General features: G+C 70.0%; 22 protein-coding genes. 7 read left to right on the top strand and 15 right to left on the bottom strand.

Translation table 11 applies throughout. From position 1 onward, the window contains the following. From KF910_RS07730 to mutM, 9 genes are all read right to left on the bottom strand, one after another. On the bottom strand, nucleotides 1–885 hold the full coding sequence (locus tag KF910_RS07730; protein ID WP_292260177.1) for an alpha/beta fold hydrolase: 885 nt from the start codon (nucleotides 883–885) through the stop codon (nucleotides 1–3). A gap of 72 nt (nucleotides 886–957) precedes the next feature. Beyond that, nucleotides 958–3384 (bottom strand): DNA topoisomerase (ATP-hydrolyzing) subunit B, encoded by a 2427-nt coding sequence (gene gyrB, locus KF910_RS07725; protein WP_292260175.1) that lies wholly within the window; start codon nucleotides 3382–3384, stop codon nucleotides 958–960. A gap of 201 nt (nucleotides 3385–3585) precedes the next feature. Next, nucleotides 3586–4716, bottom strand: coding sequence for a DNA replication/repair protein RecF (recF, locus tag KF910_RS07720; protein ID WP_292260173.1), 1131 nt, complete (start codon nucleotides 4714–4716; stop codon nucleotides 3586–3588). A gap of 139 nt (nucleotides 4717–4855) precedes the next feature. Next, a complete protein-coding gene (gene dnaN, locus KF910_RS07715) occupies nucleotides 4856–5974 on the bottom strand; it encodes a DNA polymerase III subunit beta (protein WP_292260172.1) in 1119 nt (372 codons plus the stop codon). 165 nt (nucleotides 5975–6139) lie between these two features. After that, nucleotides 6140–7564 (bottom strand): chromosomal replication initiator protein DnaA, encoded by a 1425-nt coding sequence (dnaA, locus tag KF910_RS07710; RefSeq protein WP_292260170.1) that lies wholly within the window; start codon nucleotides 7562–7564, stop codon nucleotides 6140–6142. 464 nt (nucleotides 7565–8028) lie between these two features. Beyond that, nucleotides 8029–8298: a 30S ribosomal protein S20 gene (gene rpsT, locus KF910_RS07705; RefSeq protein WP_292260167.1), complete on the bottom strand. Its 270-nt coding sequence runs from the start codon at nucleotides 8296–8298 to the stop codon at nucleotides 8029–8031. A gap of 197 nt (nucleotides 8299–8495) precedes the next feature. Beyond that, complete coding sequence (locus KF910_RS07700) at nucleotides 8496–9284, bottom strand: enoyl-CoA hydratase-related protein (RefSeq protein WP_292260164.1); 789 nt, start codon at nucleotides 9282–9284, stop codon at nucleotides 8496–8498. Between the two features lie 103 nt (nucleotides 9285–9387). Beyond that, nucleotides 9388–9933: a DUF1697 domain-containing protein gene (locus KF910_RS07695; protein ID WP_292260161.1), complete on the bottom strand. Its 546-nt coding sequence runs from the start codon at nucleotides 9931–9933 to the stop codon at nucleotides 9388–9390. Nucleotide 9934: 1 nt separating this feature from the next. Beyond that, nucleotides 9935–10798: a bifunctional DNA-formamidopyrimidine glycosylase/DNA-(apurinic or apyrimidinic site) lyase gene (gene mutM, locus KF910_RS07690; RefSeq protein WP_292260158.1), complete on the bottom strand. Its 864-nt coding sequence runs from the start codon at nucleotides 10796–10798 to the stop codon at nucleotides 9935–9937. 127 nt (nucleotides 10799–10925) lie between these two features. On the opposite strand from mutM, the gene KF910_RS07685 reads away from it, so the two are divergent. Both KF910_RS07685 and KF910_RS07680 read left to right on the top strand, forming a co-directional pair. Next, nucleotides 10926–11129: a twin transmembrane helix small protein gene (locus KF910_RS07685; protein WP_292260156.1), complete on the top strand. Its 204-nt coding sequence runs from the start codon at nucleotides 10926–10928 to the stop codon at nucleotides 11127–11129. A gap of 4 nt (nucleotides 11130–11133) precedes the next feature. Then, the gene (locus tag KF910_RS07680) at nucleotides 11134–11706 is read left to right on the top strand and encodes a cob(I)yrinic acid a,c-diamide adenosyltransferase (RefSeq protein ID WP_292260153.1); all 573 of its coding nucleotides are present in this window, start codon (nucleotides 11134–11136) and stop codon (nucleotides 11704–11706) included. Nucleotides 11707–11712: 6 nt separating this feature from the next. Here the strand turns inward: KF910_RS07680 and KF910_RS07675 are convergent, their stop codons facing one another. Then, nucleotides 11713–13866 carry a primosomal protein N' gene (locus KF910_RS07675; protein WP_292260151.1) on the bottom strand — a complete coding sequence of 718 codons (2154 nt, stop codon included), beginning with the start codon at nucleotides 13864–13866 and terminating at the stop codon, nucleotides 11713–11715. A 204-nt stretch (nucleotides 13867–14070) separates the two neighbouring features. Here KF910_RS07675 and fsa point away from each other — a divergent pair, with 204 nt between their 5' ends. The 3 genes from fsa to KF910_RS07660 are packed head-to-tail and all read left to right on the top strand — an operon-like array spanning nucleotide 14071 to nucleotide 16378. After that, nucleotides 14071–14724: a fructose-6-phosphate aldolase gene (gene fsa / locus KF910_RS07670; RefSeq protein WP_292260148.1), complete on the top strand. Its 654-nt coding sequence runs from the start codon at nucleotides 14071–14073 to the stop codon at nucleotides 14722–14724. A 35-nt stretch (nucleotides 14725–14759) separates the two neighbouring features. Further along, entirely contained in the window at nucleotides 14760–15452 is a 693-nt protein-coding gene (locus tag KF910_RS07665; RefSeq protein ID WP_416354689.1) for a DUF484 family protein, read from the top strand. Beyond that, nucleotides 15434–16378 carry a tyrosine recombinase XerC gene (locus KF910_RS07660; protein ID WP_292260145.1) on the top strand — a complete coding sequence of 315 codons (945 nt, stop codon included), beginning with the start codon at nucleotides 15434–15436 and terminating at the stop codon, nucleotides 16376–16378. The genes KF910_RS07665 and KF910_RS07660 overlap by 19 nt, the downstream gene beginning before the upstream one ends. A gap of 24 nt (nucleotides 16379–16402) precedes the next feature. Here KF910_RS07660 and lpdA read toward each other — a convergent pair whose 3' ends face one another. The 4 genes from lpdA to KF910_RS07640 all read right to left on the bottom strand — a co-directional run bounded on the left by lpdA (nucleotide 16403) and on the right by KF910_RS07640 (nucleotide 21165). Next, nucleotides 16403–17815, bottom strand: coding sequence for a dihydrolipoyl dehydrogenase (gene lpdA, locus KF910_RS07655; RefSeq protein ID WP_292260142.1), 1413 nt, complete (start codon nucleotides 17813–17815; stop codon nucleotides 16403–16405). Between the two features lie 123 nt (nucleotides 17816–17938). Beyond that, nucleotides 17939–18406 carry an LPXTG cell wall anchor domain-containing protein gene (locus KF910_RS07650; protein WP_292260139.1) on the bottom strand — a complete coding sequence of 156 codons (468 nt, stop codon included), beginning with the start codon at nucleotides 18404–18406 and terminating at the stop codon, nucleotides 17939–17941. A gap of 74 nt (nucleotides 18407–18480) precedes the next feature. Next, nucleotides 18481–20271: an ATP-binding protein gene (locus KF910_RS07645; RefSeq protein ID WP_292260136.1), complete on the bottom strand. Its 1791-nt coding sequence runs from the start codon at nucleotides 20269–20271 to the stop codon at nucleotides 18481–18483. A 159-nt stretch (nucleotides 20272–20430) separates the two neighbouring features. Next, nucleotides 20431–21165 carry a TMEM175 family protein gene (locus KF910_RS07640; protein WP_292260133.1) on the bottom strand — a complete coding sequence of 245 codons (735 nt, stop codon included), beginning with the start codon at nucleotides 21163–21165 and terminating at the stop codon, nucleotides 20431–20433. 138 nt (nucleotides 21166–21303) lie between these two features. Between KF910_RS07640 and KF910_RS07635 the strand changes: the two genes are divergently transcribed. Beyond that, nucleotides 21304–22206 carry a hydrogen peroxide-inducible genes activator gene (locus KF910_RS07635; RefSeq protein ID WP_292260129.1) on the top strand — a complete coding sequence of 301 codons (903 nt, stop codon included), beginning with the start codon at nucleotides 21304–21306 and terminating at the stop codon, nucleotides 22204–22206. A 58-nt stretch (nucleotides 22207–22264) separates the two neighbouring features. Beyond that, nucleotides 22265–22756, top strand: a complete 492-nt coding sequence (locus tag KF910_RS07630; RefSeq protein WP_292260127.1) for a hypothetical protein — start codon at nucleotides 22265–22267, stop codon at nucleotides 22754–22756. 134 nt (nucleotides 22757–22890) lie between these two features. Here KF910_RS07630 and acnA read toward each other — a convergent pair whose 3' ends face one another. Further along, nucleotides 22891–25611: an aconitate hydratase AcnA gene (gene acnA / locus KF910_RS07625; RefSeq protein ID WP_292260124.1), complete on the bottom strand. Its 2721-nt coding sequence runs from the start codon at nucleotides 25609–25611 to the stop codon at nucleotides 22891–22893. Nucleotides 25612–25787: the final 176 nt, after the last annotated feature.

Raw genomic sequence — 25787 nt, 5'->3', positions numbered from 1 at the left:
TCAGCGCAGGAAGCGTTCGACCGCCGCCTGGAAGGCGTCGGGCCGGTCGATCATCACCATGTGTTCGGCGCCCTCGATCCGCTCGAACCGGGCGGGGGTCCGCAGGCCGCGATAGCCGGCGCGGAACAGGGCGTCGACCTGAGCCCGGGGGTTCATGTCGTCGGCGCTCCAGCCATAGACCACGGTCACTGGCGCGGCGACGTCCGCCAGCCGGCCGCGCAGGTCCACGGTCATGACCTCGTAGAGGCCCTGGGCCAGGACGCGCCGGTCGCCGCCCTGCCAGCCCAGGGTTCCGAAGATGGCTCCGGAGGCGCCGCCCAGATCAACGCCTAGGGCCTGGACCTGGGCTTTCAGCGCATCGTCGCCCAGCAGCAGCAGGGTCGAATAGACGATGCGGGCCAGGGACTCGACATCCCCGGGCCGGGCGTCCGAACGGATGAGGGACGGGAAGAAGGGGGCGGCGTCCACCACCATGACCCGGCCGACGCGGCGCCCCTGGTCGGCCGCGGCGCGCAAGGCGATCTGGCCGCCCAGGGAATGGCCGATCAGGGCCGGCCGCTCCAGTCCGGCCTGGACCATGTAGCGTTCCAGCTCGACGGTGACCGGCCCGCTCAGGGCGCCTGAGGCGTTGGCGCCGGGATCGGTGGGCCCGAAGCCGCGCACCGTCACCAGATGCACCCGGTAACGGTCCGCCAGCCGGTCGGCGGTGCGTCGCCACAGGGTCGAGGTCGAGGCCAGGCCGGGGATCAGCACGACGTCAGGGCCCTGGCCGCGCGTCTCCACCAGGATGCGTTCCGAGCGGAAGGCGGCGGCGCCCGTCGGGGACTGGGCCCGGACCGGCAGGGCGGCCAGCAGGCAGGCGAGCATCAGGATCAGGCGCGTCATGACCGATCCTTGGCCGCCAATCCTGGCCAAGTGACGGCGCCGTCCCGACGTCTGCGTGATCCGGCGCGCCGGTCAGGCGTCGACGGCGGCGTCGAGGGCGTTTTCCTGGATGAACTCGCGGCGCGGCTCGACCACATCGCCCATCAGCTTGGCGAACAGGTCGTCGGCGTCGCCGCCGTGATCGACCCGGACCTGCAGCAGGGTGCGGGCGTTGGCGTCCAGGGTCGTCTCCCACAGCTGTTCGGGGTTCATCTCGCCCAGGCCCTTGTAGCGCTGGATCTTGATGCCCTTCTTGCCCGCGTCCAGCACGGCGTTCAGCAGGTCGATAGGCCCGCGCACGGTCACCGCCTTGTCCTTGCGCCGGAACACGGCCGGGGCGTTGAACACCCCGTCGAAGCTGACAGCCCGTTCCGACAGACGCCGCGCGTCCAGCGACCGGATGAGGGTTTCCTCCAGCACGATGCGTTCCGTCACCGCCCGGCGCGAGCGTTCGAAGGCGATCGCGCCCTGGGTCGCCGCCTGCCCCCCCCAGGGGCCGTCGCCTTCCTCGGCATAGAGGTTCAGGCGCGCGGCCGCGGCGGCCGGATCGCCGCCGTCCTCGGCGAACAGGCCCGCCAGCGCCGACTGTTCGATGGCGAAGGCCGGAGCCCGCTGGCTGAGGCGATCCACCCCCGCCTTGAAGGCCTTGGCCTCGCGCACCAGGGCTTCCAGGTCGCGGCCGGTGCGGCGTTCGCCGCCGGGCAGGTCCAGTTCGGCCTCGGACACGCCCTCCTCGATCAGATAGGCGTCCATGTCCGCCTGATCCTTCAGATAGCGGTGCGACTTGCCCTTCTCGACCTTGTACAGCGGCGGCTGGGCGATGAAGACATGGCCGCGCTCGATCAGCTCGGGCATCTGGCGGTAGAAGAAGGTCAGCAGAAGCGTGCGGATGTGCGCCCCGTCCACGTCGGCGTCGGCCATCAGAATGATCTTGTGATAGCGCAGCTTGTCCGCGTCGAAGTCGTCGCGGCCGATGCCGGTGCCCAGGGCCAGGATCAGGGTGCCGATCAGATCACTGGACAGCATGCGGTCGAACCGCGCCCGCTCGACGTTCAGGATCTTGCCGCGCAGGGGCAGGACCGCCTGGTTCTCGCGGTTGCGCGCCTGTTTGGCCGAGCCGCCGGCGCTGTCGCCCTCGACGATGAACAGTTCGGACTTGGCCGGATCGCGTTCCTGACAATCGGCCAGCTTGCCCGGCAGGCTGCTGATTTCCAGCGCCGACTTGCGCCGGGTCAGTTCGCGGGCCTTGCGCGCCGCCTCGCGCGCGGCGGCCGCCTCGACGATCTTGGAGACGATCATCTTGGCCTCGACCGGATGCTCCTCGAACCACTGGGCCAGGCCCTCCTGGCACAGGCCCTCGACCGCCGGGCGCACCTCGGACGAGACCAGCTTGTCCTTGGTCTGGCTTGAGAATTTCGGATCGGGCACCTTGACCGACAGGACGCAGGTCAGGCCCTCGCGCGCATCCTCGCCGGTGACGGAAACCTTCTCCTTCTTGGCGGCTCCGGCCTGTTCGATATAGCCGCCCATGACCCGCGTCAGGGCCGCGCGGAAGGCCGACAGGTGCGTGCCCCCATCCCGCTGCGGGATGTTGTTGGTGAAGCACAGCATGGTCTCGTGGTAGCCGTCGTTCCACCACAGGGCCAGGTCCAGCTCGATGCCGTCCTTGGTCCCGCGCACACTGATGACGTCCTTCAGCAGAGGCGACTTGGACTTGTCCAGGTGGCGCACGAAGGCCTCGACCCCGCCCTCGTAGTGCAGGATCTCCTCGAACGGCTCGGCCCCGCGATGGTCGGCCAGGCGGATGCGCACGCCCGAGTTCAGGAAGGCCAGCTCCCGCAGGCGGTGCTCCAGCGTCTTCAGGTCGAAATCGATGTGGCTGAAGGTCGTCAGCGACGGATAGAAGGTGACCTGGGTGCCCGTCAGGGGCTCGCCCGCCCTGGGCCCGCTGTCGCGCATCGGCGCCACGCCGGTGACCTCCAGGGATTTGGCCGTGTCGCCGCGCTCGAAGCGCATCTCGTGCACCTGGCCGTCGCGGAAGATCTTCAGCGTCAGCCAGTCCGACAGGGCGTTGACCACCGACACGCCGACGCCGTGCAGGCCGCCGGACACCTTGTAGGAGTTCTGGTCGAACTTACCGCCGGCGTGCAGCTGGGTCATGATGACCTCGGCGGCCGAGACGCCTTCCTCGGCATGGATGGCGGTGGGAATGCCACGCCCGTTGTCGGTGACGGTGACCGAACCGTCGGCGTTCAGGATCACCTCGACCAGGTCGGCGTGACCGGCCAGGGCCTCGTCGATGGCGTTGTCCACCACCTCATAGACCATGTGGTGCAGGCCCGAACCGTCGTCGGTGTCGCCGATATACATGCCCGGCCGTTTGCGAACGGCGTCCAGGCCTTTGAGAACCTTGATGGAATCGGCGCCGTATTCGGGCGAGGCGGCGTTGTCGTCGGTCATGAAATCGTCGGTCAAAGGTCCCTGGGACGGGACGGCCACAGGCGGCGATCAGGCCGCACGAATCGACGCTGGAGACCCCCGCGCCGCTCGCTTGGAAATATAGGAAATTCGGGCTCAAATTGCGAGCCGAAAGGGGCCTTAATCCATGTCCCTGGCCGGGGTGTCGGGCCCGTCTCGATTGATGACGGGAATTGGCGGGAATCACCCCGTTTCGAACGTCCCGCCCGCCACCTTCACGAACTGCGCCCGGCCCTCCAGGGCCTCGAACAGGGGCCGTTCGGTGCCGGTCATCACGGCGGGCAGGCTTAAGGACGCGATTTCGTCGAACAGGGCCGCGCGACGCCCCGCATCCAGATGCGCCGGGGCCTCGTCCAGCAGCAGGACGGGGGCCGCGGCCTGGTCCTTCAGCCGCGTCGCCTGGGCCAGGATCAGGTTCAGGGCCAGGGCCTTCTGCTCGCCCGACGACCCCTCGGCGGCGGGGCGGTTCTTCTCGCGGTGCAGGGCGGTCAGGTCGCTGCGATGCGGCCCGTACAGCGACCGGCCGGCCGCGGCGTCACGGCCCCGGCTGCGCGCCAGCCCCTCGCCGATCAGACCGATCAGGTCCGCTTCGTGGGCGCCGTCGCCCGCCATCCGCTCGGCCTCGCCGGCCAGGCCCAGATCGGCCTGCGGAAACGGCCGGTCCGCCCGGGCGTCGATGGCGGCCTGAAGGGCGGTCAGCGCGCCCGCCCGCGCCATGGCCGCCCGCGCTCCGGCCTCGGCCAGCCGCTGTTCCAGCGCATCCAGCCACAGGGGATCGGCGGCCCGGCCTTCGGCCCCTTCGGTCAGCAGCCGCAGTCGTTCGCGCAACGCCTTTTCATAGGCCGCCACCGTCGCCGCATGGTGCGGGTCGGCCGCGAACACCAGCCGGTCGAAGAATTTCAGCCGCGCCGCCCTTGCATCAGAGAACAGCCGATCCTGCTCCGGCGTCGCCCAGACGGGCCGCAGAAAGTCCAGCAGCCGTCCCGGCGGGGCCGTCTCGCCGTCGATCCGCACAACCCGCCGCGCCGCGCCCGGCGCCTGCACACCCGTGCCCAGCTTCGCCTCGCCGTCCGTGGTCTCCAGCGTCAGGGCCACGGCCCAGGCCCGCCCGACCGTCTCGCCCGGCTCCCGCCGCCCGATCTCGACCGCTGTCGCGCCGCGCAGCCCCTTGCCGGGCGTGAACAGGCTCAAGGCCTCCAGCACATTGGTCTTGCCCGCCCCATTGGCCCCGAACAGCACCAGCGGCTGACCGGTCAGAGTCAGAGACGCCCCGGCGTAGGAGCGGAAGTCGGTGAGGGTGAGGGAGGCGATCACGGCTGCGCCAGTGGCGAGTGGCGAGTGGCGAGTGGCGAGATCGCCCACCGCCCGAACCAGGTCCGATCAATCCTTATTAAGCGCCGACGTTGTCGCGATGAACACCCGCCACTCGCCACTCGCCACTCGCCACCCAGGATCACACCCTCAGCGGCATCAGCACATATTGCACGCCCGGGTCGCCCGGATCGAGCACCAGGGTCGGTGAGGCCGGGTCGGCGAATTTGAACATGGCCGTCTCGCCGGTGATCTGGCCGGCCACGTCCAGCAGATAGCGGGCGTTGAAGCCGATCTCGAACGGCTCTTCGGAATAGCCGATCTCGACCTCTTCCTCGGCCTGGCCCGCCTCCATGTTGCGGACGGTCAGCTTCACCCGGTCGTTGTCGAAGGCCAGTTTCACGCTGCGGCTCTTCTCGGCCGAGATGGTGGCCACCCGGTCGACGGCCGAGGCGAAGACGCCGTTGTCGATGTCGGCCTGTTTGTCGTTGCCCTTGGGGATGACGCGCAGATAGTCGGGGAAGGCGCCGTCGATCACCTTGGACGTCAGACTGGCCTCGCCGAACTCGAAGCGGATCTTCTGGGCCGAGACCTGCACCTCGACCGCGCCCGCGCCGTCGTCCAGCAAGCGACGCACCTGATCCACCGTCTTGCGCGGCACGATGACGCCGGGGCCGCCCGCCGCGCCTTCGGGGGCCGGAGTTTCGGCCAGGGCGAGGCGGTGGCCGTCCGTCGCCACGGCGCGCAGCAGGGGAACCCCCGCCTCGGCCACCGTGTGCAGATACAGGCCGTTCAGATAGTAGCGCGTCTCCTCGGTCGAGACGGCGAAGCGGGTCTTGTCGATCAGGCGGGCCAGGTCTTCCTTGGCCAGGCTGAAGCGCACCCCGTTGGCATCGGCCGACATGACCGGGAAATCCCCCGCCGGCAGGACCGGCAGGTTGAAGCGCGACCGCCCCGCCGACACCACCAGCCGCGGATCGTCGCCCGAATAGGTCAGGGACACCTCGGCGCCATCGGGCAGCTTGCGCACGATCTCATACAGGGTGTGGGCCGGCGCCGTGATCTGGCCCTCGACGTTCACCTGGGCCTCGGCCTCGTCGACCATCTCCATGTCCAGGTCGGTGGCCGCGAACGACAGCCGGTCGCGGCCGGCCGTCAGCAGGACATTGGACAGGATCGGAATGGTGTTGCGGCGTTCGACCACGCTCTGCACATGGCCCAGGGCCTTGAGGAGCGCGGCGCGTTCGATGGTCAGCTGCATATGTCGTCTTCGCCCGAGGCGGCGACTCAGAACCGTCACCGCATAATGAGGGCCTAGGACACTAGCGGATTGGGCGCGAGGGGCAAGGAAGGCAGTAGGTCTTAGGGAGTAGGCAGTAGGGGAAAAATCCAGGCGCGGGCGTCCCTACTGCCTATTGCCTACTGCCTAACCCCTCAATTTGCGCGTCAGCGCCTCGACATCCCGGGCGATCTGTTCGTCGGCGGCCATAAGCTCCTCGATCTTGCGCACCCCGTGCAGAACCGTGGTGTGGTCGCGCCCGCCGAAGCGGCGGCCGATGTCGGGATAGGAGCGGGTCGTGTGCTGCTTGCACAGATACATGGCGATCTGGCGCGGCCTCGCCACGGACCGGGTGCGGCGTTCCGACAGAAGGTCGGCCTGTTTCAGGGCGAAATGCTCGGCCACCGTCTTCTGGATCTCGTCAACCGTGATGCGGCGCTCCGGCCCGCCGCGCAGGGCGGCGCCCAGCAGGCCTTGCGCTTCCTCGACCGTGACCTCGGACAGGCGTCGGCCGGCGGCGGCGGCCAGGGTGTTCACCGCGCCTTCCAGTTCACGCATCGATCCGGGGGTGCGGTCCACCAGCCGTTCCAGCACCTCGGGTCGGGGCTCGCCGACCACGACACCCAGTCCGGCCAGGGCCGACAGCCGGTTGCGGGCCACGGCCATCTTCAGGTCGCGGCCGCCCGGCTCGACCGGGCAGGTCAGGCCCGCGGCCAGATGGCTGCGCAGGCGCGGCTCGACCTCGCTCATGGCCATGGGCGGCCGATCGCCCGACAGGACGATGCGTTTGCCGTCCTCGATCAGGGCCGTCAGGGTCGACAGCAGTTCTTCCTGGGTCGAGGCCTTGCCGCCCACGAACTGGACGTCGTCCAGAAGCAGCATGTCGGCGCCGCGCAGGCTGTCCTTGAAGGCGGCGGTCTGGCGGTCCTGCATGGCCTTGACGAAGGTCGACAGGAAACGCTCGGCGGTCAGATAGATGACCTTGGCGTCGGGCCGCAGGCGCTGGGCCTCCCAGGCGATGGCGTTCAGCAGGTGGGTCTTGCCGTAGCCATAGGGGCCGCAGAAGAAGATCGGGTTGAAATGGCCGTCGGCCCAGCCCGCCGTCTGGCGCGCGATGGCCAGGGCGAAGGCGTTGCTGTCGCCCTCGACGAAACTGTCGAAGGTCAGCCGTTCCTGCAGGCCGGCGGCGCGCACGGCGCGGGCGCCGTCGGTGACGGGGGCGGCCATCGGGGCGGCCAGGGCGGCCGACAGGGCCATCGGCTGGACCGGCGAGGCGGACGCCGCCAGGGCCGCGGCCGGCGGGGCCGACCCCACCTCGGCGCGGCAGCGGACGTCCAGCCGGCGATGCAGGCCGTCCAGGCCCAGCCACAGCTCGTTCATCCGACGCAGGGCGTTCTTGCGCACCCAGTCGCGGGCGTAGGCCGTCGGGGTCACCAGGACCAGCTGGCCCGCCCCGTCCATGCGCACGGCCGAAGGGGCGATATAGGAGCTGAACGGACCCTCGCCGATCTCGGCCCGCAGCCGCAGGGCGGCCTCGGTCCAGATACGGTCCGGATCGGTCATTCCCGACATCGCCGCAGCCCCTGTCATAGCCACCCGCCCTCCAGCGCAGAAGTTCACCAACCGACCCCCGCCCTTCGGTGACGGCCTGTCGGGGACGACTTCTCCTGCCCGGCGAACAGGGTCCGCCGGCGGGGCCGTACTCTCGAACAGACAATCCCCCGCGACGCGAAATCGAGTTCCGCGCCGACTTCATCCGTAGGAGGATGGAAGGGCGTTAGAAGCCAAAACTTACGCTGGGGGCGGGCCGGGTCAACGCAGATTCTCGACCTGATTCGAAGTTAAATTTGTTGACTCCGGTAAAGCCCGTTCCGGCTTGGGAAAATGGCGCTTTCGCCACAAAGGCGAGTGCGAAATCCACCCGATACTCTTAGCGCCGGATATGCCGACGGCGAGGGAGCCTTCGCGCCCTCGCCGTTGAAATCATTGAATTTAACCATGACGACCGCGTGACGGGCCGTCCGGTCGCGGCCGGTTCAGGCGGCGGCCATCTTCTTCAGCTGGGCGGCCAGGCGCGACACCTTGCGCGAGCCGGTGTTCTTGTGAACCACGCCCTTGGAGACGGCGCGCATCAGTTCCGACTGGGCCTCGACGAAGGCGGTCTTGGCGGCCGCGGCGTCGCCGCCCGAAACGGCTTCCTGGAATTTGCGCAGGAAGGTGCGGACGCGCGTGCGGCGCGCCTTGTTCACCTGGGTCCGGGCTTCGATCTTGCGGATCGCCTTGCGGGCGCCGGGGTTGTTGGCCATCAGTCAAACCTTCGAACGGAAAACGCCGCAGACCACACGTCCGCGGCGCGGAAATCTCAAGAGCGCGCGGCTATAGCCGAAGGCGGGGCGGGGATCAAGGGCGGGAAGAAGGCAGTAGGGCTTAGGCAGTAGGCAGTAGGATCGATGCCCTCAAGCCTGCGCCCGGTTCGTATCCCTGCTGCCTATCTGCCTAAGCCCTACTTCCCTTTGAACGCCGGCTTCCGCTTCTCCACGAAGGCGCTCATCCCCTCCTTCTGGTCCTCGAAGGCGAACAGGGAATGGAACAGGCGGCGTTCGAACTGGACCCCTTGCGTCAGGGTGGTCTCCAGGGCGGCGTTGACCATCTCCTTGTTGGCCATGATGGCCAGGAGGCTTTGCGCCGCGATGCGGGCGGCGATCTTGCGCGCCTCGTCCATCAGCGCCTCGTGCGGGAAGACGCGCGACGCCAGACCGGCGCGCTCGGCCTCGGCCGCGTCCATCATCCGGGCGGTCAGGACCATGTCCATGGCCTTGGACTTGCCCACCAGCCGCGTCAGCCGCTGCGATCCGCCGATGCCTGGGGCCACGCCCAGATTGATCTCCGGCTGGCCGAATTTCGCCCTGTCCGAGGCGATGATGAAGTCGCACAGCATGGCCAGTTCGCAGCCGCCGCCCAGGGCGAAGCCGTTGACCGCCGCGATGATCGGCTTCCTGAACCGGGTAATCCGGTCGTGGCCCAGGGCGAAGAAATTGCCGGAATACATCTGGGCGTAGGTCTGGTCCGCCATCTCCTTGATGTCGGCGCCGGCGGCGAAGGCCTTGTCGCCCGAACCGGTCAGGATCAGGCAGCGCACGCTGTCATCCTGCTCCACCGCGTCCAGAAAGGCCGCCAGATCGGCGAACAGGGCCGAGTTCAGCGCATTCAGCGCCTCGGGCCGGTTCAGGGTCACCACCGCATAGCCGTCGGCGTGGCGTTCGATCTGCAGGTTGTCGTAGGCGTCGGCCATGGGGCGCTCCCAAAGTGGCGAGTGGCGAGTGGCGAGTGATTAGTCGGACTGCGAGGTCATGAACAAGGTCTGATGTCCGTGCGCCGCACCAAACCCCGACAGGTCACGTCTTTCCCTCCAGCCCGACCATCTGTCCCAGCTTCAGCACCGTGTTCCAGTTGCGCCCGGTGCCCATGCCCAGCAGGCGCGGCGTGGCCTTCTTGAAAATGCCGCTCTCGCCCTGTCCGTTCGGGAACCAGAAGTAGAGCGCCCCGCCCACAGCCTCGACCCGCTCGCCCTCGGCAGCCAGGTCGCGGCAGGCCTCGACCGCCCCGGCCCTGATCCCGTCCTTCATCACCATCAGCAGCACCTTGGCCGGATGCGCCGCCGCCTCCTGGGCGAAGGGATTGGCGGCGATCAGCCCCGCCCACTGGTCCGGCGTCCGCGCCATGGCCGCGACCTTCAGGCCGAAGGTCGCCTGCATCGCCGCTTCGATCTCGCCTTCCAGCGCCGTCGTCGCCTTGCCGCTCTCGACCACCAGATTGCCGCTGGCCAACAAGGTGCGCGGGTTCCTCAGCCCCATCCTCTCGGCCATGGCCCGTTGTTCGGCCACGGGCGCGCGCACCCCGCCGGTGTTCATGCCGCGGAACAGGATGATGCGATGGGTCATGTCAGCGCTTCTGGCAGGACGGACAATAGAAGGTCGAACGGCCGCCCTGGACGATGCGTTTGACCACGCCGGGACAGGCCTCGTCCCGGCACGGCTGGCCCTCGCGGCCATAGACGTCGAACCGGTGCTGGAAATAGCCCTGGCCGCCCTCGGCGTTGGCGAAGTCGCGCAAGGTCGAGCCGCCGGCTTCGATGGCGTCCTTCAGCACCTGACGCACCTGGGTCGCCAGGGTCTCCAGCCGGGGCCGCGAAACCTTGCCCGCCGCCGCCGGGGGCGAGATGCGCGCCCGGTACAGGGCCTCGCACACATAGATATTGCCCAGGCCCGCCACGATCCTCTGGTCCAGCAGGCTGACCTTCACATTCTGCCTGCGCCCCCTGAAGGCCTCGGCCAGGTGCGCGGCCGAAAACCCGTTGCCCAGCGGCTCGGGGCCCAGACCCGCGAACCACGGATGCGCCTCGACCGCATCGGTGGGGACCAGGCCCATGAAGCCGAACCGGCGCGCGTCCGCGAACCCCACCCGTTTGCGCGACCCGTCCTTCTCGGCGCACAGGCTGACATGTTCGTGCTTGCCGCCTGTGGGGGCGTCCTCCTCGAACTCGCCGATCTCCTGGCCGTCCAGGGTGAAGCGGCCGGTCATGCCCAGGTGGGTGACCCAGGTCTCGCCGGTCGACAGCGGGAACAGAAGATATTTCGCCCGCCGGTCCAGCCGCAACACCGTCGCCCCTTCCAGCCGGCCGACGAAGTCTTCGGGAAAAGGAAACCGCAGGTCCGGCCGGTTCTGGCGCACACGGGTCAGGCGCGCGCCCTGGAGCACGGGCTCCAGCCCGCGACGCACCGTCTCGACCTCGGGAAGCTCTGGCATGGCCCATGCCTAGACGCCGGCTTCCTCAATGGAAAGCGGCGCCTTCCGATCAGGCGGCGGGACGCCCGGAGCGAAGATCTGGGTTCAGTCGATTCCGACCGAACAGAAAATGGTCTAGGGTCCCGCCATGAACATTCTCGACATCCTGATCCTGGTCGCCATCGGGTCGGTGGCCGTCACCCTGGGCTTCGGGCTGAAGGCCCTGTTCACCGACGGGCCCGAGGCGCGCAGCCGGTCGAACAAGCTGATGCGGCTGCGGGTGGCGCTGCAGGCGACGGCGGTGGCCCTGCTGGTGCTGGCGGCCTGGTGGCGTTCCGGCCACGGGGGCTGAGACCATGGTCACCCTGAACCGCATCTACACTCGCACCGGCGACGGGGGTCAGACGCGCCTGGCCTCGGGCGCCCCGGTCTCCAAGACCGACCTGCGGGTCGAGGCCTACGGGACGGTGGACGAGCTGAACGCCGTCCTGGGCGTCGCCCGGCTGCATGCCGGCCAGAACGAGCGGATCGACGCCATGCTGGGTCGGATCCAGAACGAACTGTTCGACCTGGGCGCCGACCTGGCCACCCCGCTGGAGCCGCCGCCCAAATGGGAGGCCCTGCGCATTGTCGCCTCCCAGGTCGAGCGGCTGGAATCCGAGATCGACTGGATGAACGAGAGCCTGAAGCCGCTGGACAGCTTCATCCTGCCCGGCGGCGCGCCCCTGGCGGCGCACCTGCATCTGGGCCGCACCGTGGCCCGCCGCGCCGAACGCGATGCGGTGCGCCTGGTCGAGGCGGGCGAGGCCGTGAACCCCGAGGCGGTCCGCTATCTGAACCGGCTGTCGGACCATCTGTTCGTCGCCGCCCGCCGGGCCAATTTCAACGGCGCCGACGACGTGTTGTGGAAGCCCGGCGCGACACGCTAGGCGCCGTCAAAGGAAAGAATAGGGGTCCACGTCCACCGTCAGCCGCACACTGGCCGGAACCTTCACCCGCGCCAGCCAGGCGCGCAGGAAGCCTTGAAGGTCCACGTCGCGGTCGGCCCGGACCAGCAGCCGTTTGCGCCGCCGCCCGCGCACCAGAGCCAGGGGGGCGTCGGCGGGGCCATAGACCTCCAGCCGTTCGGCGTTGGGGATGGCGGCGGCCAGGTCGGCGGCCGTCTTCTCGACCGCCTGGGCGTTCTCGCTGGACAGGATCAGGGCGGCCAGACGGCCGTAGGGCGGCAGGGCGCCCATCTCGCGCTCGGCCGACTCGGTTTCGGCGAAGGCGTCGCGGTCGCCGGCGGCCAGGGCCTGAAGCACGGGGTGTTCGGGGGTCCAGGTCTGCAGCAGGGCGCGTCCCGGCCGATCCGCCCGCCCGGCCCGCCCGGTCGCCTGGGTCAGCAGCTGGAAGGTCCGTTCGGCCGCCCTCAGGTCGCCGCCGCGCAGGCCCAGGTCCGCGTCCACCACCCCGACCAGGGTCAGGCGCGGGAAATTGTGGCCTTTGGCCGCCGCCTGGGTGGCCACCAGGATGTCGATCTCGCCCTCGATCATGGAGTTGATCAGGGCGCGGGCCGACTTGGCGTCGGGCGCCGTGTCCGAGCTGAACACTGCCGTTCGCGCCTGGGGGAAGAGGCCGCGCACCTCCTCCTCGACCCGCTCCACTCCCGGCCCGACCGAGACAAGGGCATCCTCGGCTCCGCAGGCGGGGCAGACCCTGGGGCGGGCCATGGAGAAGCCGGTGAGGTGGCAGACCAGCCGCCCGGTGTAGCGATGCTCGACCAGCCAGGAATCGGTATCCGGCGCCGTCAGCCGGTGGCCGCAGGTCCGGCACAGGACGACGGGGGCGTAGCCGCGCCGGTTCAGGAACAGCAGGCTCTGCTCCCCCCGGGCCAGGGTCTCGGCGACGGCGGTTCTCAGCGGCGCCGACAGCCAGGTCTCGCGCTCCGGCGGCGACTGGCGCAGGTCGATCAACTGGATATCCGGCAGGACCGCCGCCCCGTGCCGGGCGCGCAGTTTCAGCCAGCCGTAGCGCCCGGCCTGAGCGTTCGCCAGCGTCTCCAGCGAGGGCGTCGCCGAGGCCAGGACCACCGCCGCCCCCTCGATCCGCGCCCGCGCCACGGCCAGGTCGCGGCCGTGATAGACCAACCCCTCCTCCTGCTTGAACGACCCGTCGTGCTCCTCGTCCACCACCAGCAGGCGCAAGGCGACGAAGGGCAGGAACAGGGCCGAACGGGCGCCGACCACGATGTTGCAGCGCCCGGCGCGCACGGCCTCCCAGACGCGGCGTCTCTGGGGCGGGGCGACGGCGGAATGCCATTCGGCGGGGGCGGCGCCGAAACGGTCGGCGATGCGCGCGATCAGGGCCTGGGTCAGGGCGATCTCGGGCAGCAGGATCAGGATCTGCGCCGCCGGATCGGCGCTCAGAATGCGGGCGGCGGCCTCCAGATAGGCCTCGGTCTTGCCCGAGCCGGTAACCCCGTCCAGCAGGAAGGGGGCAAACCCTTGGGTCGAGGCGATGGCGTCGGCCGCCGCCGCCTGGTCCGGGTTCAGGGTCGCCGGGGCGTGGTCGGGATCAGGCGCGGCGAAAGAGGCCTCGGCCGTGATCTCGACGATCTCCAGCACGCCTTCGTCGACCAGCCCCTTGACGACGCCCGTCGAGACCCCGGCCGCGCGGGCCAGGTCGGCGGCGGTCAGGTCGCGGTCCCCCAGGGTGTCCAGCACGGCGGTTCGGGCGGGCGTGGCGCGGAGGGGATCGCTGCCGGGGATGCGGCGCACCCGGCGCTCGGGCCGGGGCGGCGGCGCGCGCAGGCCCTTCAGGGCGGCGGCCGCCATCTCGCCCGGCGGCGACAGGGTCCAGCGCGCGGCCCACTCCACGAAATCCACCGTGCGTTCGGGCAAGGTCGGATCGTCCAGCCGCGCCTCGACCGCCTTCAGACGCCGGTTCGAGCCGGTCGTCTCGCGCACCTCGGACACCACGCCGCGCAGCAGACGCGGCCCCAGCGGAACCGCGACCGGATCGCCCCGCGTCAGGTCCAGCCCCTCGGGAATTTCGTAGTCGAAGGCTTCCGGCACCGGCAGGGGAAGGAGGACGGCGGCGACGATCATGCGAAATCCATCCCTTCCCCCCTCGCGGGGGAAGGTGGCTCGCGGAGCGAGGCGGATGGGGGGGATCTCTCGGCGCGCAGATCGGCGGGGATTGAGGGCCGGTCCAACACCCCCCCCATCCGAGCGGCTCCGCCGCCCACCTTCCCCCGCGAGGGGGGAAGGCGCCGTTGGCCAAGCCCCGCCCTTTCCGCTATCACCCGCCTCATGAAACTGTTTCTCGACACCGCAGACGTCGCCGTCATCAAGGACATGGTTCCTACCGGCATGGTGGATGGCGTCACCACCAATCCGTCGCTGATCGCCAAGTCGGGCCGGAACATCGCCGAGGTCATCGCCGAAATCTGCGCCCTGGTCGAGGGGCCGATCTCGGCCGAGGCCGTGGCGACCGATTTCGAGACCATGGTCAGGGAGGGCGACAAGCTGGCGGCCATCGCCCCCAACGTCGTGGTGAAACTGCCCCTGACGTGGGACGGGCTGCGGGCCACGCGGGCGTTTTCCGACAAGGGGGTCCGGACCAACGTCACCCTGTGCTTCTCGGCCGCCCAGGCCCTGCTGGCGGCCAAGGCGGGCGCGACCTTCATATCGCCCTTCGTCGGGCGTCTGGAAGACCACGGCGCCGACGGGATCGCCCTGCTGGAGGAGATCCGCACCCTGTACGACATCCACGGCTTCGAGACCGAGGTCCTGGCCGCCAGCCTGCGTAACCCGTCGCACGTCTCGGCCGCGGCTCTGGCCGGGGCGGACGCCGCCACCCTGCCGCCGGATGTGTTCAAGGGGCTGATCAAACACCCGTTAACCGACAAGGGGCTTGATGCCTTCCTGGCGGACTGGGGCAAGACCGGTCAGTCGATCCTGTAACTTCGATCTCCCGGAGAGGTCTGTTGAGCGGCTCATTGGACCTCTTCCCTGCGACGGAAACGGACGCCGATCCGTTGCATTGGCCGCGCGTGCGCGCCTGGGTCCAGTCCCATCCCGACAGCCTGACCGAGGATGCCGCCCTGCTGGGCGAACTGGGGCTGGAGCGGCGGGGCAAGGTGGTCGATCTGGGCCGGGCGGCCCTGACCCGATTGGAGGCTGTGGTCGAGCGCGAGGCCGGCGCCCGCAAACAGATCGAGGCCGTGGCCCGCGCCAATTTCGCCGCCCAGACCCAGACCCACGCCGCCGCTCTGGACCTGATGGAGGCGCGCAACCACGCCGACCTGGCGCGGCGTCTCGGCGCCGGCGCCCAGGCCCGGTTCGGCCTGGCCTCGGCCGTGATCGGACTGGAGCGGCCCGGCGGGGTCCCTTTCGGGTGGCGCGCCCTGGCCGAGGACCGGGTGGACCGGCTGATCGGCGACGACGGCCTGCACTGGCTGGGCTCCAATTTCGACGGGCTGGACCTGTTCGGCGCCGCCGAGGCCGAGGTGAGGTCGGTCGCCCTGGTGCGGATGGCGCCCCAGTTCGTCGGCGGCGAGGCGCGCCACGCCCTGTGCGCCTTCGGATCGCCCGATCCGGAGGGCTTCACCCCGGCCATGGGCTGCGAACTGGCGGCCTTCCTGACCCGGGTGGTCGAGCGGATGGCTGAGCGATGGCCGGTCCTGGCCTGAACGCCCCCATGACGGCCGAGGCCGCCCTGGCGGCCTGGCTGGCCCATCTGGCGCACGAGCGCCGGCTGTCGCCGCGCACGGTCGAGGCCTATGGCCATGTCGGCCGGCTTTATCTGGCCTTCCTGCAGGATCATCGCGGCGAAGGGCCGCAGGACGCCGCCGCCCTGGGCGCCGTCACGGCCGCCGAGGTGCGCGCCCATCTGGCCCAGAGACGGGCCGGCGATCGGCCGCTGAACGCCCGCTCCCTGTCCCAGACCTTGGCGGCGATCCGCAGTTTCCACGGTTTTCTGGACCGGCGGCTGGGCGTCGCCGCGCCGCAGCTGGCCCTGGTTCGCGGCCCCCGCGTCAAGCCGACCCTGCCGCGCCCGCTGAACGAGGACCAGGCGCGCGGCCTGCTGGCCGAGACCGAAGCCGACCCGGACGCCGAACCGTGGGAGGCCGCCCGCGACCGCGCTGTCCTGACCCTGCTCTACGGCTGCGGCCTGCGGATCTCCGAGGCCCTGTCCCTGACCCGCGCCGACGCGCCCCTGCCGGAGACCCTTCGCATCACCGGCAAGGGCGGCAAGGCGCGGATGGCGCCCGTCCTGCCCGCCGTGCGCGCGGCGATTGACGCCTATCTGGCGGCCCAGCCCTTCGTCATGACGCCGGCCGATCCCCTGTTCCGGGCGCGGCGCGGGGGCCCCTTGAGCCCCCGTCACGTCCAGGCGGCGGTGCAGAGGCTGCGCGGGCGGCTGGGCCTGCCGGCATCGGCCACCCCCCATGCGCTGAGGCACAGTTTCGCCACCCATCTGCTGGGCGCCGGGGCCGACCTGCGGTCGATCCAGGAACTGCTGGGCCACGCCAGCCTGTCGACGACCCAGAAATACGCCGCCGTGGACGCCGCCCGGCTGATGGCCGCCTACGCCCAGGCCCATCCCAGGGGCTGATCGCCGGATTTAGAGAGCCTGGGGTCAGGCCTGCATGGTCCAGCCCTCGACCCCCATGGCCGCCTGGCGGACGGCTTCCGAGCGGGTCGGGTGGGGGTGACAGGTGCGGGCGATGTCCTCGCTGGCGCCGCCGAAGGCCAGGGTCATGGTGGCCTCCGAGATCATCTCGCCGGCCTGGGGGCCATAGATGTGTACGCCCAGGACCCGGTCGGTCGCGGCGTCGGCCAGCACCTTCACGAAGCCCTCGGTCTCGTGGTTGATCTTGGCGCGGCTGTTGGCGGCGAAGGGGAATTTGCCCTTCCTGTAGGCGATGCCCGCCGCCTTCAGCTGTTCCTCGGTCTTGCCGACCCAGGCGACCTCGGGGCTGGTGTAGATGACGCTGGGGACCAGGTCGTAATCGACGTGACCCGTCTTGCCGGCGATGGTCTCGACGGCGGCCACCGCGTCTTCCTCGGCCTTGTGCGCCAGCATCGGGCCATGGGTCACGTCGCCGATGACCCAGACGCCGTTCTGGCCGGTCTTCAGATGGTCGTTGGCGATGAAGCCGCGCTTGTCGGTCTCGATCCCCACCGTCTCCAGCCCCAGGCCGGCGGTGTAGGGGCGCCGGCCGATGGCCACCAGCACCACATCGCCGCGCACCGTCTCGGCCGCGCCGCCCGCCGCCGGTTCTACGGTCAGTTCGACGCCCGCGTCGTCCACCTTGGCCCCGGTGACCTTGGTCCCCATGCGGAAGCTCATGCCCTGTTTGGCCAGGCCGCGCTGGAAGGCGGTGGCCACCTCGCCGTCCATCCCGGCGCCGACGGAGTCCAGATATTCGATCACCGTCACCTCGGCCCCCAGGCGGCGCCAGACCGAGCCCAGCTCCAGCCCGATCACGCCGGCGCCGATGACGATCAGCTTGCCCGGAACCTTGTCCAGCGACAGGGCGCCGGTGGAATCGATCACCTTGCCGTCCACGAAATCCACGCCGGGCAGGGGGGTCGGCTCGGAGCCGGTGGCGATGATGATGTTCCTGGCCTGATAGGTCGTCCTGGCGCCGTCGGCGGCCTCGACCTCGACCTGACCGGCGCCGGCGATGCGGCCGCGCCCCTTCAGCCAGTCGACCTTGTTCTTCTTGAACAGGAATTCGATGCCCTTGGTCAGGGCCGTCACGCTGTCGGCCTTCTGCTGCATCATCTGCGGCAGGTCCAGCTCGGGCTTGCCGACCTTGATGCCCAGGGTCGGGAACTCGTGGCCCGCGATCTCGAACAGCTCGGACGCATGCAGCAGGGCCTTGGACGGCATGCAGCCGACGTTCAGGCAGGTTCCGCCCAGGGTGTCGCGCATCTCGACGCAGGCGGCTTTCAGCCCCAGCTGGCCCGCGCGGATGGCGGCGTTGTAGCCGCCCGGTCCGCCGCCGATGATCACGACGTCATAGGTGGGGGCGGCGTCAGCCATGGACTTCATCCTTGAGAGAGCGGGGCGCGGGGAGGCATAGGCGCGCCGGACTTACTAGCGTTCGCCCCGATGGGGTCAACCGCCGGGCCTGATATGGGCGCTCAACCCCGGTGACGCGAGGTTTCAGACCGCCAGCTGGCCGGGCGTCCGCGCTCGCCTCCGGCGCCGCGACACCAGGACCACCAGCACCCCGATGACCAGCAGGGCGCCCAGGACGATCCAGGTCGGGTCGATGCCGCCGGCGGCTGGCGCGGCCATGGTGGTGGCCTCGATCGAACGCTCGGCCATGGCGTCCGAGGCCGCTCCGCCGCCGCCCCGGCTATCCAGGGCCAGGCGCAGCACCGCGTCGGCGATGAAGCCCAGGAAATAGGCGACCGCCGCCTTGGGATTGCCGGAGCCCAGCATCAGGGCGGCGATCAGATAAAGGGCGATGGCGCCGACCCACAGAAGGGTCTGGGCCGAGGTCAGGTCGAAACCGCCCGCCGCGAAATCCGACATCCCGCCCTGGACCATGGGGCCCAGAACCGGCCAGGCCAGCCAGCCGACATAGGCGATCACCGCCAGCACCAGGACAAATCGCAGGATCTTCATCGCACCGCCTCCGTCAGGATCGGCGGAAGGTTAACACGACCAGCGGCGGAACGGCGATAGGCCGGATTAAGAGGTCAGGCCGCCCGGTCCTCGGCGCGCGCCAGGGGCAGGGTGACCGCCACCTCGGCGCCTTCTCCGGGGCCGGAGTCGATCGACAGCCTGCCGCCCGACTGGCGGGCGAAGGCATAGGCCTGGGGCAGGCCCAGGCCCGCCGCCCCGGGCTTGGTGGTGAAGAAGGGCTCCAGGGCGCGCGCCGCCAGTTCGCGGTCCATGCCCGGCCCACTGTCGCGCACCGACAGCCGCAGGCCGCCTTCCAGCAGGCTTTCCAGCCGCACGGCCACGGACCCGGCCCCGCCCACCGCCTCGATGGCGTTGGCGGTCAGGGCCCTGACGGCGCCCTCGAAGGCCACCGGGTCCATACGCACCGGCGCCGGCTCGGACGGCGCCTCGACCATCAGATCGACGCCGGGCCCGGCCAGGGCGCGCAGCCGGCTCTCCATGGCCTTGAGCATGACCCCGGCGTCCAGCACCTGCAGGGCCGGCGCCTCGTCATCGCCCTGGGCGAAGGCGGTCAGCCGCCGGGTCAGGGTCTCGCCCCTCTGGCCGGCCGCCAGGGCCGCCTGCCCCAGCCGCCGCACCCGCGCCGGATCGTCGGCCTGGCGCAGCATCATGTCCAGGGCGCTAGTCATCACGCCCAGCAGGGCGTTGAAATCGTGGGCCAGGCCGCCGGTCAGGCGTCCGACATTCTCCATGCGGCGACCCCCGGCCAGATCGGCCTCGGCTTGAGCTTGGGTTTCCTGGGCGGCTCGGCGGGCGCTCTCGGCCTCGGCGCGGGCGGCCTCGGCCTGGGCCAGGGCGGCGTCGCGCTGGGCCGCCAGTTCGGCCTCGCGCGTGTCGATGGCGGCCTGATCGGGGGCCTCGGCGACGACGGCCTCGACCTCGGCTTCGGCGACCGGGGCGCCGGCCGCTTCCCCAGCTAGCAGCAGGGCGTCCTCGGCCCCGTCGACGCCGGGCAGGCGCAGGACGGACCAGGCGACCTGGCGCGACATGATCGGCGCGGCCTCGGCGCCAGTCAGGGCGGACTGCAGGGTCAGTCGGGCGGCCTCGCGGTCCGTCTCGTCCAGGAACAGGTCGGCGAAGTCAGCGTCCGCCGCCGGGGTGTCCCCGGCCAGGGCCTGGGCCACGCCATTGGCCTCGCGCACCCGCCCATCGGCGCCGACGACGACCAGGGCGCCGGGGGCGGCCTCGAACACGCGGCGAGTCAGGTCGGCTTCGGCCGGGGATGCGGCCTCGGCGGCCATGACCGGTTCAATGACCGCCTCGGGGACGGCCAGGGTCTCGGTCTCCACGATGGCGGCGGTCGAGCCGGTGATCTCGCCCAATTCGTTCTCAATCGGCATGGCCGTGACCGAGACCAGCATCTTCCGCCGCGTCGCCGGATTGGCCAGCAGGTGCTGGAATCCCTTGACCGTCTGGCCGCGCAGGGCCCGCGCGCTGGGAAGGAGGTCGGGCGGCACGGGCCGGCCATCGGGATAGGTGATGCCCCAGGTGGCCGAATGAAACCGCAGGCCCAGAAGTTCGGCGTCGCGGCGGCCCAGCAGCTGGTGGGCGGCGCGGTTGGCGAAAACGAATTTGCCCGCCCGGTCGGTCTCGACCAGGGCCACGGGAATGGCGTTCAGGGTTTCGAACAGGCGCCGGTCGGCCGCCTCGGCCACCTTCTGCACCAGGTCCAGTTCGCCGCTGGTGCTGGCGTGGCGCACGCCCCGGCTGACGGCGAAGACCGCGGCGATGACGGCGATCAGGGTCGTGACCCCGGCCGTGACGGCCAGCACCAGCATCCAGTTGATCTCGCCTTCCAGCAGCATCGGTCGTCTTCGCCTGTCTCGTTTAGGGACCGGGATTCGGGCCCGCCCGGCCGCCTGCAAGAGGCGAACCAAACCCGCGGCGCCTCGCCAGACAGGCGAGTATCGACCGGGACGCCGCCCGTCCACCCGGCGGCGGTCACATTGCGGCGAAGGCCTGGGTCAGGCCGCCGGATCGGCCCCCGCCGCGACGCGACGCGCCAGCAGGCCCCGGCCGCGCCGGCGCCGCTCCATCAGATTGGCGAAGAACAGCCCGACCGGGATCAGCCAGTAGCTGAAGCCCGGCGCCCACGGAACCTGGCCCAGGGGCAGGGCCCAGGCCAGGCCGGCCGAGACCAGGCCCGAGATGGTGATGACGCCCCAGACGGTGCGGTTTTCCTCGGCCTCGTCACGATCATCCTCGGCCAGGCCCAGCAGTTCGCCGCGCTTCAGCATGTGCCGGTACAGCAGGAAATACAGCCAGCTCAGAGCCGCGAAGCCGATCCCGTAGATGGTGTAGACGCCCCGCAGCTGGTCCAGAGAACCGATCAGCTCGCGCCCCGGCAGCCGCCCGCCCGTGAAATAGGCCATCCCCGCCTCTGTCAGCAGCCGCAGGGGAAAAACGTAGATCAGCACCATGAAGACGATGGCCAGGCTCAGAAGCGCCGACCAGCCGTCGCGCACCGGCGCCAGCCGGCCGTAGCCGCGATGCCCCAGCCAGAACATGACCACCAGGGCGAACCCCGCCGCGAAGGCCGGAATCCGCCCCAGGGCCCGCAGCAGGTCCGAGAAGTCGTCCAGCGGCTCGGCCCCGGCGATGATCAGCAGGGTCACGGCGAAGGCGAAGGAGGCGTCGACGAAGGCGTCCAGCCGTTCGGTCTCCACGGGGCGGAAGGGGGCGGCCGGCGTGGATGTCATGGACGGCTCCTGATCGAACCGCACTATGCATGAGCGACGGGCCGCGACAAGCGTGCGGGCGGCCCGGCGTCGGCATAGGTCTGGCATATCATGGAAGCCGATGGCATATATCCAGCTTATCTTTCGCCGCGAGCCGCCATGCTGCCCACCCTGCGTCAACTGCATTATCTGAAGCTGCTGGCGGCCCATGGCTCCTTCAGCCGGGCGGCCGAGGCGGCCCATGTCAGCCAGCCCGCCCTGTCGACCGGCATCCAGGAGCTTGAGCGCATCCTGGGGGCGCCGGTGGTCGAGCGGACGCGCGGCGCGGTCATATTGACCGCAGTCGGCGAAGAGGCGGTGGTCAGGGCCGAGGACGTCCTGGCCCGGGCCGAGGACATGGTCGAGGCGGCCCGCAACGCCGGACGTCCCCTGACCGGCCGCTTCCGCCTGGGCGTCATCCCCACGGTCGCCCCCTTCCTGCTGCCGGCCAAGCTGCCGGGGCTCAAGGCGGCCTATCCGGAGCTGCGCCTGTTCATCCGCGAGGACCAGACCGCCCATCTGGTCTCGGCGCTTCGCGGCGGCCACCTGGACGCGGCGGTCATCGCCCTGCCCTACGCCACCACCGGCCTGCGCCATGCCCGCATCGGCTCGGACGAGATCCTCGCCGCCGCCCCGTCCGACCACCCCCTGGCGCGGGCCGAGACGGTCCGGCCCGGCGCCCTGGACGGGGCCGATCTGATCCTGCTGGAGGACGGCCACTGTCTGCGCGATCAGGCCCTGGCCGCCTTCGACCTGGAGGCGCCGCGCGGCGACGACGTCTTCGCCGCCACCAGCCTGCACACCCTGGTGCAGATGATCGGTTCGGGCCTGGGCGTCAGCTTCCTGCCCGAGATGGCGGTCAAGGCCGGCCTGGCCGACAGTCCCGGGGTGGCGGTCCGGCGGATCGAGGGCCGGGGCAAGGGGCCTGCGCCGCACCGTGAGATCGTCGTCGCCTGGCGCGCCGGCTCATCCCGCGCCGCCGAGGCCAGGCTGCTGGCCGAGGCGATGACATTGGAACCATAGGCACGGCGCCGATCGGCGCTTTCCGCGTTGGGCAGGGGTGAATCCACTGGAGCAGCCCATGCATCCTGCCGCCGCCGCCGTCCTGTCCCTTGCCGCCGCCCTTGGCCTTTCGGGGTGTCTGAACCTGTCGCGCTCCGCCCCGATCCAGCCCCTGGACGCCGTGACGGCGCAGGGCGCCCGGGTGGCCGAGGTGCGGCTGACCACCGATCCGGGCGTGACCGTCCGACCCCAATTCGACGGCATCTTCCGCCAGCATGTCCAGGCGCGTCTGGACCGTTGCGCCGCCGGCGCCCGGCCGCTGCGGCTGGAAGCCCTCATCGAAAGGCTGGACCGGGCCAATCCGGCCCAGGTGCTGCTGATCGGCGGCGCCAATGTCCTGCGCGGCTCGGCCCGGCTGGTCGATCCGGCCGATGGCCGCGTCGTCGGCGAATACGAGATCGGCAAGACCATCGTCGGCGGCCGCTGGTCCATCTTCCAGATGGCCGAGAGCGAGGAACAGCTGTCTGACGCCTTCGGGCAGGAACTGTGCGAGCAGGCGTTCGGGGACTGACAAGGCAAGGGGCCGGCGGATCGCTCCACCGGCCCCTTTTTTGGCCTAACGCTCGGCTCGCGGAGCCTCGCTGCTTGAGGCCGGGTTTCCGGCCTGATGTTCCCGCGCCGCGACTCCCGGCGTGAGGCCGTCTGTTACTCCGCCGCCTCGGCCTCGACCGCGCCGCCGGCCAGGTTGCGCAGGACGTAGGGCATGACGCCGCCGGCCTTGAGGTAGTCCAGCTCGGTCTGGTTATCGATGCGGCAGCGGACCGGGAAGCGGGCCATCTTGCCGTCCGACGGGCGGAACATCTCGACCCACAGGTCCTGGCGCGGACGCAGGCGGCCGACATTGGCGTCGGTCAGGCCGCGGATGGTGACGATCTCCTCGCCGGTCAGGTTCAGCTTCAGCCAGCCGTCCTGTTTGAACTGAAGCGGCACCACCCCCATGCCGATCAGGTTCGACCGGTGGATGCGCTCATAGCTTTCGGCGATGACGGCGCGGACGCCCAGCAGGCGGGTGCCCTTGGCCGCCCAGTCGCGCGACGAGCCGGTGCCGTATTCCTTGCCGGCGAAGACGACCAGCGGCCGCCCTTCCGACTGATAACGCATGGCCGCGTCATAGATCGACATGGTGTCGCCCGACGGGAAATGCTTGGTCACGCCGCCTTCGATGTCTGGCGTGATCTTGTTGCGGATGCGGATGTTGGCGAAGGTGCCGCGCATCATGACTTCATGGTTGCCGCGGCGCGCGCCGTAGCTGTTGAAGTCCAGGGCGTCCACATCGTGCGCCGTCAGATAGGCGCCGGCGGGCGAGGCCTTCTTGATCGAGCCGGCCGGGCTGATGTGGTCGGTGGTGATGCTGTCGCCGAAGATGCCCAGGATGCGGGCCTCCACGATGTCGGTCACCGGCGCCGGGGTCATGGTCAGGCCGTCGAAATAGGGCGGGTTCTGAACATAGGTCGAGGCGTCGTCCCAGGCGTAGGTCTGGCCGCCCTCGACGTCGATGGCCTGCCAGTGCTTGTCGCCCTTGAACACGTCCTTGTAGCGTTTGGCGAACATGGCCGGGGTGACCGACTTCTTCTGGATGTCGGCGATCTCCTGGCTGGTGGGCCAGATGTCCTTCAGGAAGACGTCCTTGCCCTTCTTGTCCTGGCCGATCGGCTGGGTCGTCAGGTCGATGTGCATCGAACCGGCCAGGGCGTAGGCCACCACCAGCGGCGGCGAGGCCAGATAGTTGGCGCGCACGTCGGGGTTCACCCGGCCTTCGAAATTGCGGTTGCCCGACAGCACCGAACAGGCCACCAGATCGGCGTCGTTGATCGCCTTGGAGATGGCCGGGTCCAGCGGGCCCGAGTTGCCGATGCAGGTGGTGCAGCCATAGCCGACCAGGTTGAAGCCCAGGGCGTCCAGATCCTTCTGCAGGCCCGCGTCGGTCAGATAGTCGGTGACCACCTGCGATCCGGGCGCCAGTGAGGTCTTGACCCACGGCTTGACCTTCAGCCCCAGGGCGTTGGCCTTGCGCGCCACCAGGCCGGCGGCGATCAGGACCGAGGGGTTGGAGGTGTTGGTGCAGCTGGTGATGGCGGCGATCACCACATCGCCGTCGCCGACGGTGAATTTCTCACCCTCGACCTTGACCCGCTCGGCCTCGGCCGGACGGGCGAACATTTCGCCCAGGCAGGTCTGGAACGAGGACGCAGCCTCGGTCAGCAGAACCCGGTCCTGCGGACGCTTGGGCCCCGCCAGGGACGGCACGACGGTCGAGATGTCCAGTTCCAGCACATCGGTGAAGACCGGGTCTTCGCTGGTCTCGTCGATCCACAGCCCCTGGGCCTTGGCGTAGGCTTCGACCAGGGCGACGCGCGCCTTGTCACGGCCGGTGGCGGTCAGATAGTCCAGCGTCGCCTTGGACACCGGGAAGAAGCCGCAGGTGGCGCCGTATTCGGGGGCCATGTTGGCGATGGTCGCCTGGTCCTCGATGGTCATGCCGGCGATGGCGGGACCGAAGAACTCCACGAACTTCCCGACCACGCCCTTCTTGCGCAGCATCTGGGTGACGGTCAGCACCAGGTCGGTGGCCGTCGCGCCTTCCGGCAGCTTGCCGGTCAGTTTGAAGCCGATGACCTCGGGGATCAGCATCGGGATCGGCTGGCCCAGCATGGCGGCCTCGGCCTCGATGCCGCCCACGCCCCAGCCCAGAACGGCCAGGCCGTTGATCATGGTGGTGTGGCTGTCGGTGCCGACCACGGTGTCGGGATAGGCGACGGTCTTCTTGCCTTCGTCGGCGGTCCAGACCGTCTGGGCCAGGTTCTCCAGGTTCACCTGGTGGCAGATGCCCGTGCCCGGCGGCACGACGCGGAAATTATTGAAGGCCGACGAGCCCCAGCGCAGGAAGCGATAGCGTTCGATGTTGCGCTCGTATTCGCGCTCGACGTTCTGGGCGAAGGCCTTGGCGTCGCCGAAATGGTCCACCATGACCGAGTGGTCGATGACCAGGTCGACGGGGTTCAGCGGATTGATCTTGGTCGGGTCGGCGCCCAGGCTGGTCATGGCGTCGCGCATGGCGGCCAGGTCGACCACGGCCGGAACCCCGGTGAAGTCCTGCATCAGCACCCGGGCCGGGCGGAAGGCGATTTCGTGCTCGACGGCGCCCTTGTTCTCGATCCAGGCGGCCACAGCCTTCAGGTCGGCCTCGGCGACGGAAACCCCGTCCTCGTTGCGCAGCAGGTTCTCCAGCAGCACCTTCATCGAGCGCGGCAGGCGCGAAATCCCCGCCAGGCCCGCTTCCTCGGCGGCCGGAAGGCTGTAATAGGCGTATTTCTTGCGCCCGACGGAAAGGTCCTGACGGGTCTTGAGGCTGTCGATCGACGGCATGGGAGGTTCCTCTGGTCATCGCCGCCCGACAATCCGGTTGCGCGATCGCGCGCTGGACGGCGGGGCGCACAGGTCCCCGACGCGCGCGGCGAACGCCTGCTGCGGCGATGGCGCATATAGCCCCGGTCGCGCATGGCGTCCATGTCGCGCGAAAGTTGCGAATGATTCTCAATGGG

The sequence above is a fragment of the Brevundimonas sp. genome, assembly GCF_019636155.1.
Taxonomy (GTDB): domain Bacteria; phylum Pseudomonadota; class Alphaproteobacteria; order Caulobacterales; family Caulobacteraceae; genus Brevundimonas.
Note: the sequence above shows the minus strand (reverse complement) of the source record. Positions and strands in the feature narration are given on the sequence as shown.

What these genes read in the sequence shown, in the direction of transcription:
- KF910_RS07730 (WP_292260177.1), bottom strand. Translation starts at nt 885, where the DNA reads ATGACGCGCCTGATCCTGATGCTCGCCTGCCTGCTGGCCGCCCTGCCG.
- gyrB (WP_292260175.1), bottom strand. Translation starts at nt 3,384, where the DNA reads ATGACCGACGACAACGCCGCCTCGCCCGAATACGGCGCCGATTCCATC.
- dnaN (WP_292260172.1), bottom strand. Translation starts at nt 5,974, where the DNA reads ATGCAGCTGACCATCGAACGCGCCGCGCTCCTCAAGGCCCTGGGCCAT.
- dnaA (WP_292260170.1), bottom strand. Translation starts at nt 7,564, where the DNA reads ATGTCGGGAATGACCGATCCGGACCGTATCTGGACCGAGGCCGCCCTG.
- rpsT (WP_292260167.1), bottom strand. Translation starts at nt 8,298, where the DNA reads ATGGCCAACAACCCCGGCGCCCGCAAGGCGATCCGCAAGATCGAAGCC.
- KF910_RS07700 (WP_292260164.1), bottom strand. Translation starts at nt 9,284, where the DNA reads ATGGCCGACGCCTACGACAACCTGCAGATCGAACGCCACGCCGACGGC.
- KF910_RS07695 (WP_292260161.1), bottom strand. Translation starts at nt 9,933, where the DNA reads ATGACCCATCGCATCATCCTGTTCCGCGGCATGAACACCGGCGGGGTG.
- mutM (WP_292260158.1), bottom strand. Translation starts at nt 10,798, where the DNA reads ATGCCAGAGCTTCCCGAGGTCGAGACGGTGCGTCGCGGGCTGGAGCCC.
- KF910_RS07685 (WP_292260156.1), top strand. Translation starts at nt 10,926, where the DNA reads ATGAACATTCTCGACATCCTGATCCTGGTCGCCATCGGGTCGGTGGCC.
- KF910_RS07680 (WP_292260153.1), top strand. Translation starts at nt 11,134, where the DNA reads ATGGTCACCCTGAACCGCATCTACACTCGCACCGGCGACGGGGGTCAG.
- KF910_RS07675 (WP_292260151.1), bottom strand. Translation starts at nt 13,866, where the DNA reads ATGATCGTCGCCGCCGTCCTCCTTCCCCTGCCGGTGCCGGAAGCCTTC.
- fsa (WP_292260148.1), top strand. Translation starts at nt 14,071, where the DNA reads ATGAAACTGTTTCTCGACACCGCAGACGTCGCCGTCATCAAGGACATG.
- KF910_RS07660 (WP_292260145.1), top strand. Translation starts at nt 15,434, where the DNA reads ATGGCCGGTCCTGGCCTGAACGCCCCCATGACGGCCGAGGCCGCCCTG.
- lpdA (WP_292260142.1), bottom strand. Translation starts at nt 17,815, where the DNA reads ATGGCTGACGCCGCCCCCACCTATGACGTCGTGATCATCGGCGGCGGA.
- KF910_RS07650 (WP_292260139.1), bottom strand. Translation starts at nt 18,406, where the DNA reads ATGAAGATCCTGCGATTTGTCCTGGTGCTGGCGGTGATCGCCTATGTC.
- KF910_RS07645 (WP_292260136.1), bottom strand. Translation starts at nt 20,271, where the DNA reads ATGCTGCTGGAAGGCGAGATCAACTGGATGCTGGTGCTGGCCGTCACG.
- KF910_RS07640 (WP_292260133.1), bottom strand. Translation starts at nt 21,165, where the DNA reads ATGACATCCACGCCGGCCGCCCCCTTCCGCCCCGTGGAGACCGAACGG.
- KF910_RS07635 (WP_292260129.1), top strand. Translation starts at nt 21,304, where the DNA reads ATGCTGCCCACCCTGCGTCAACTGCATTATCTGAAGCTGCTGGCGGCC.
- KF910_RS07630 (WP_292260127.1), top strand. Translation starts at nt 22,265, where the DNA reads ATGCATCCTGCCGCCGCCGCCGTCCTGTCCCTTGCCGCCGCCCTTGGC.
- acnA (WP_292260124.1), bottom strand. Translation starts at nt 25,611, where the DNA reads ATGCCGTCGATCGACAGCCTCAAGACCCGTCAGGACCTTTCCGTCGGG.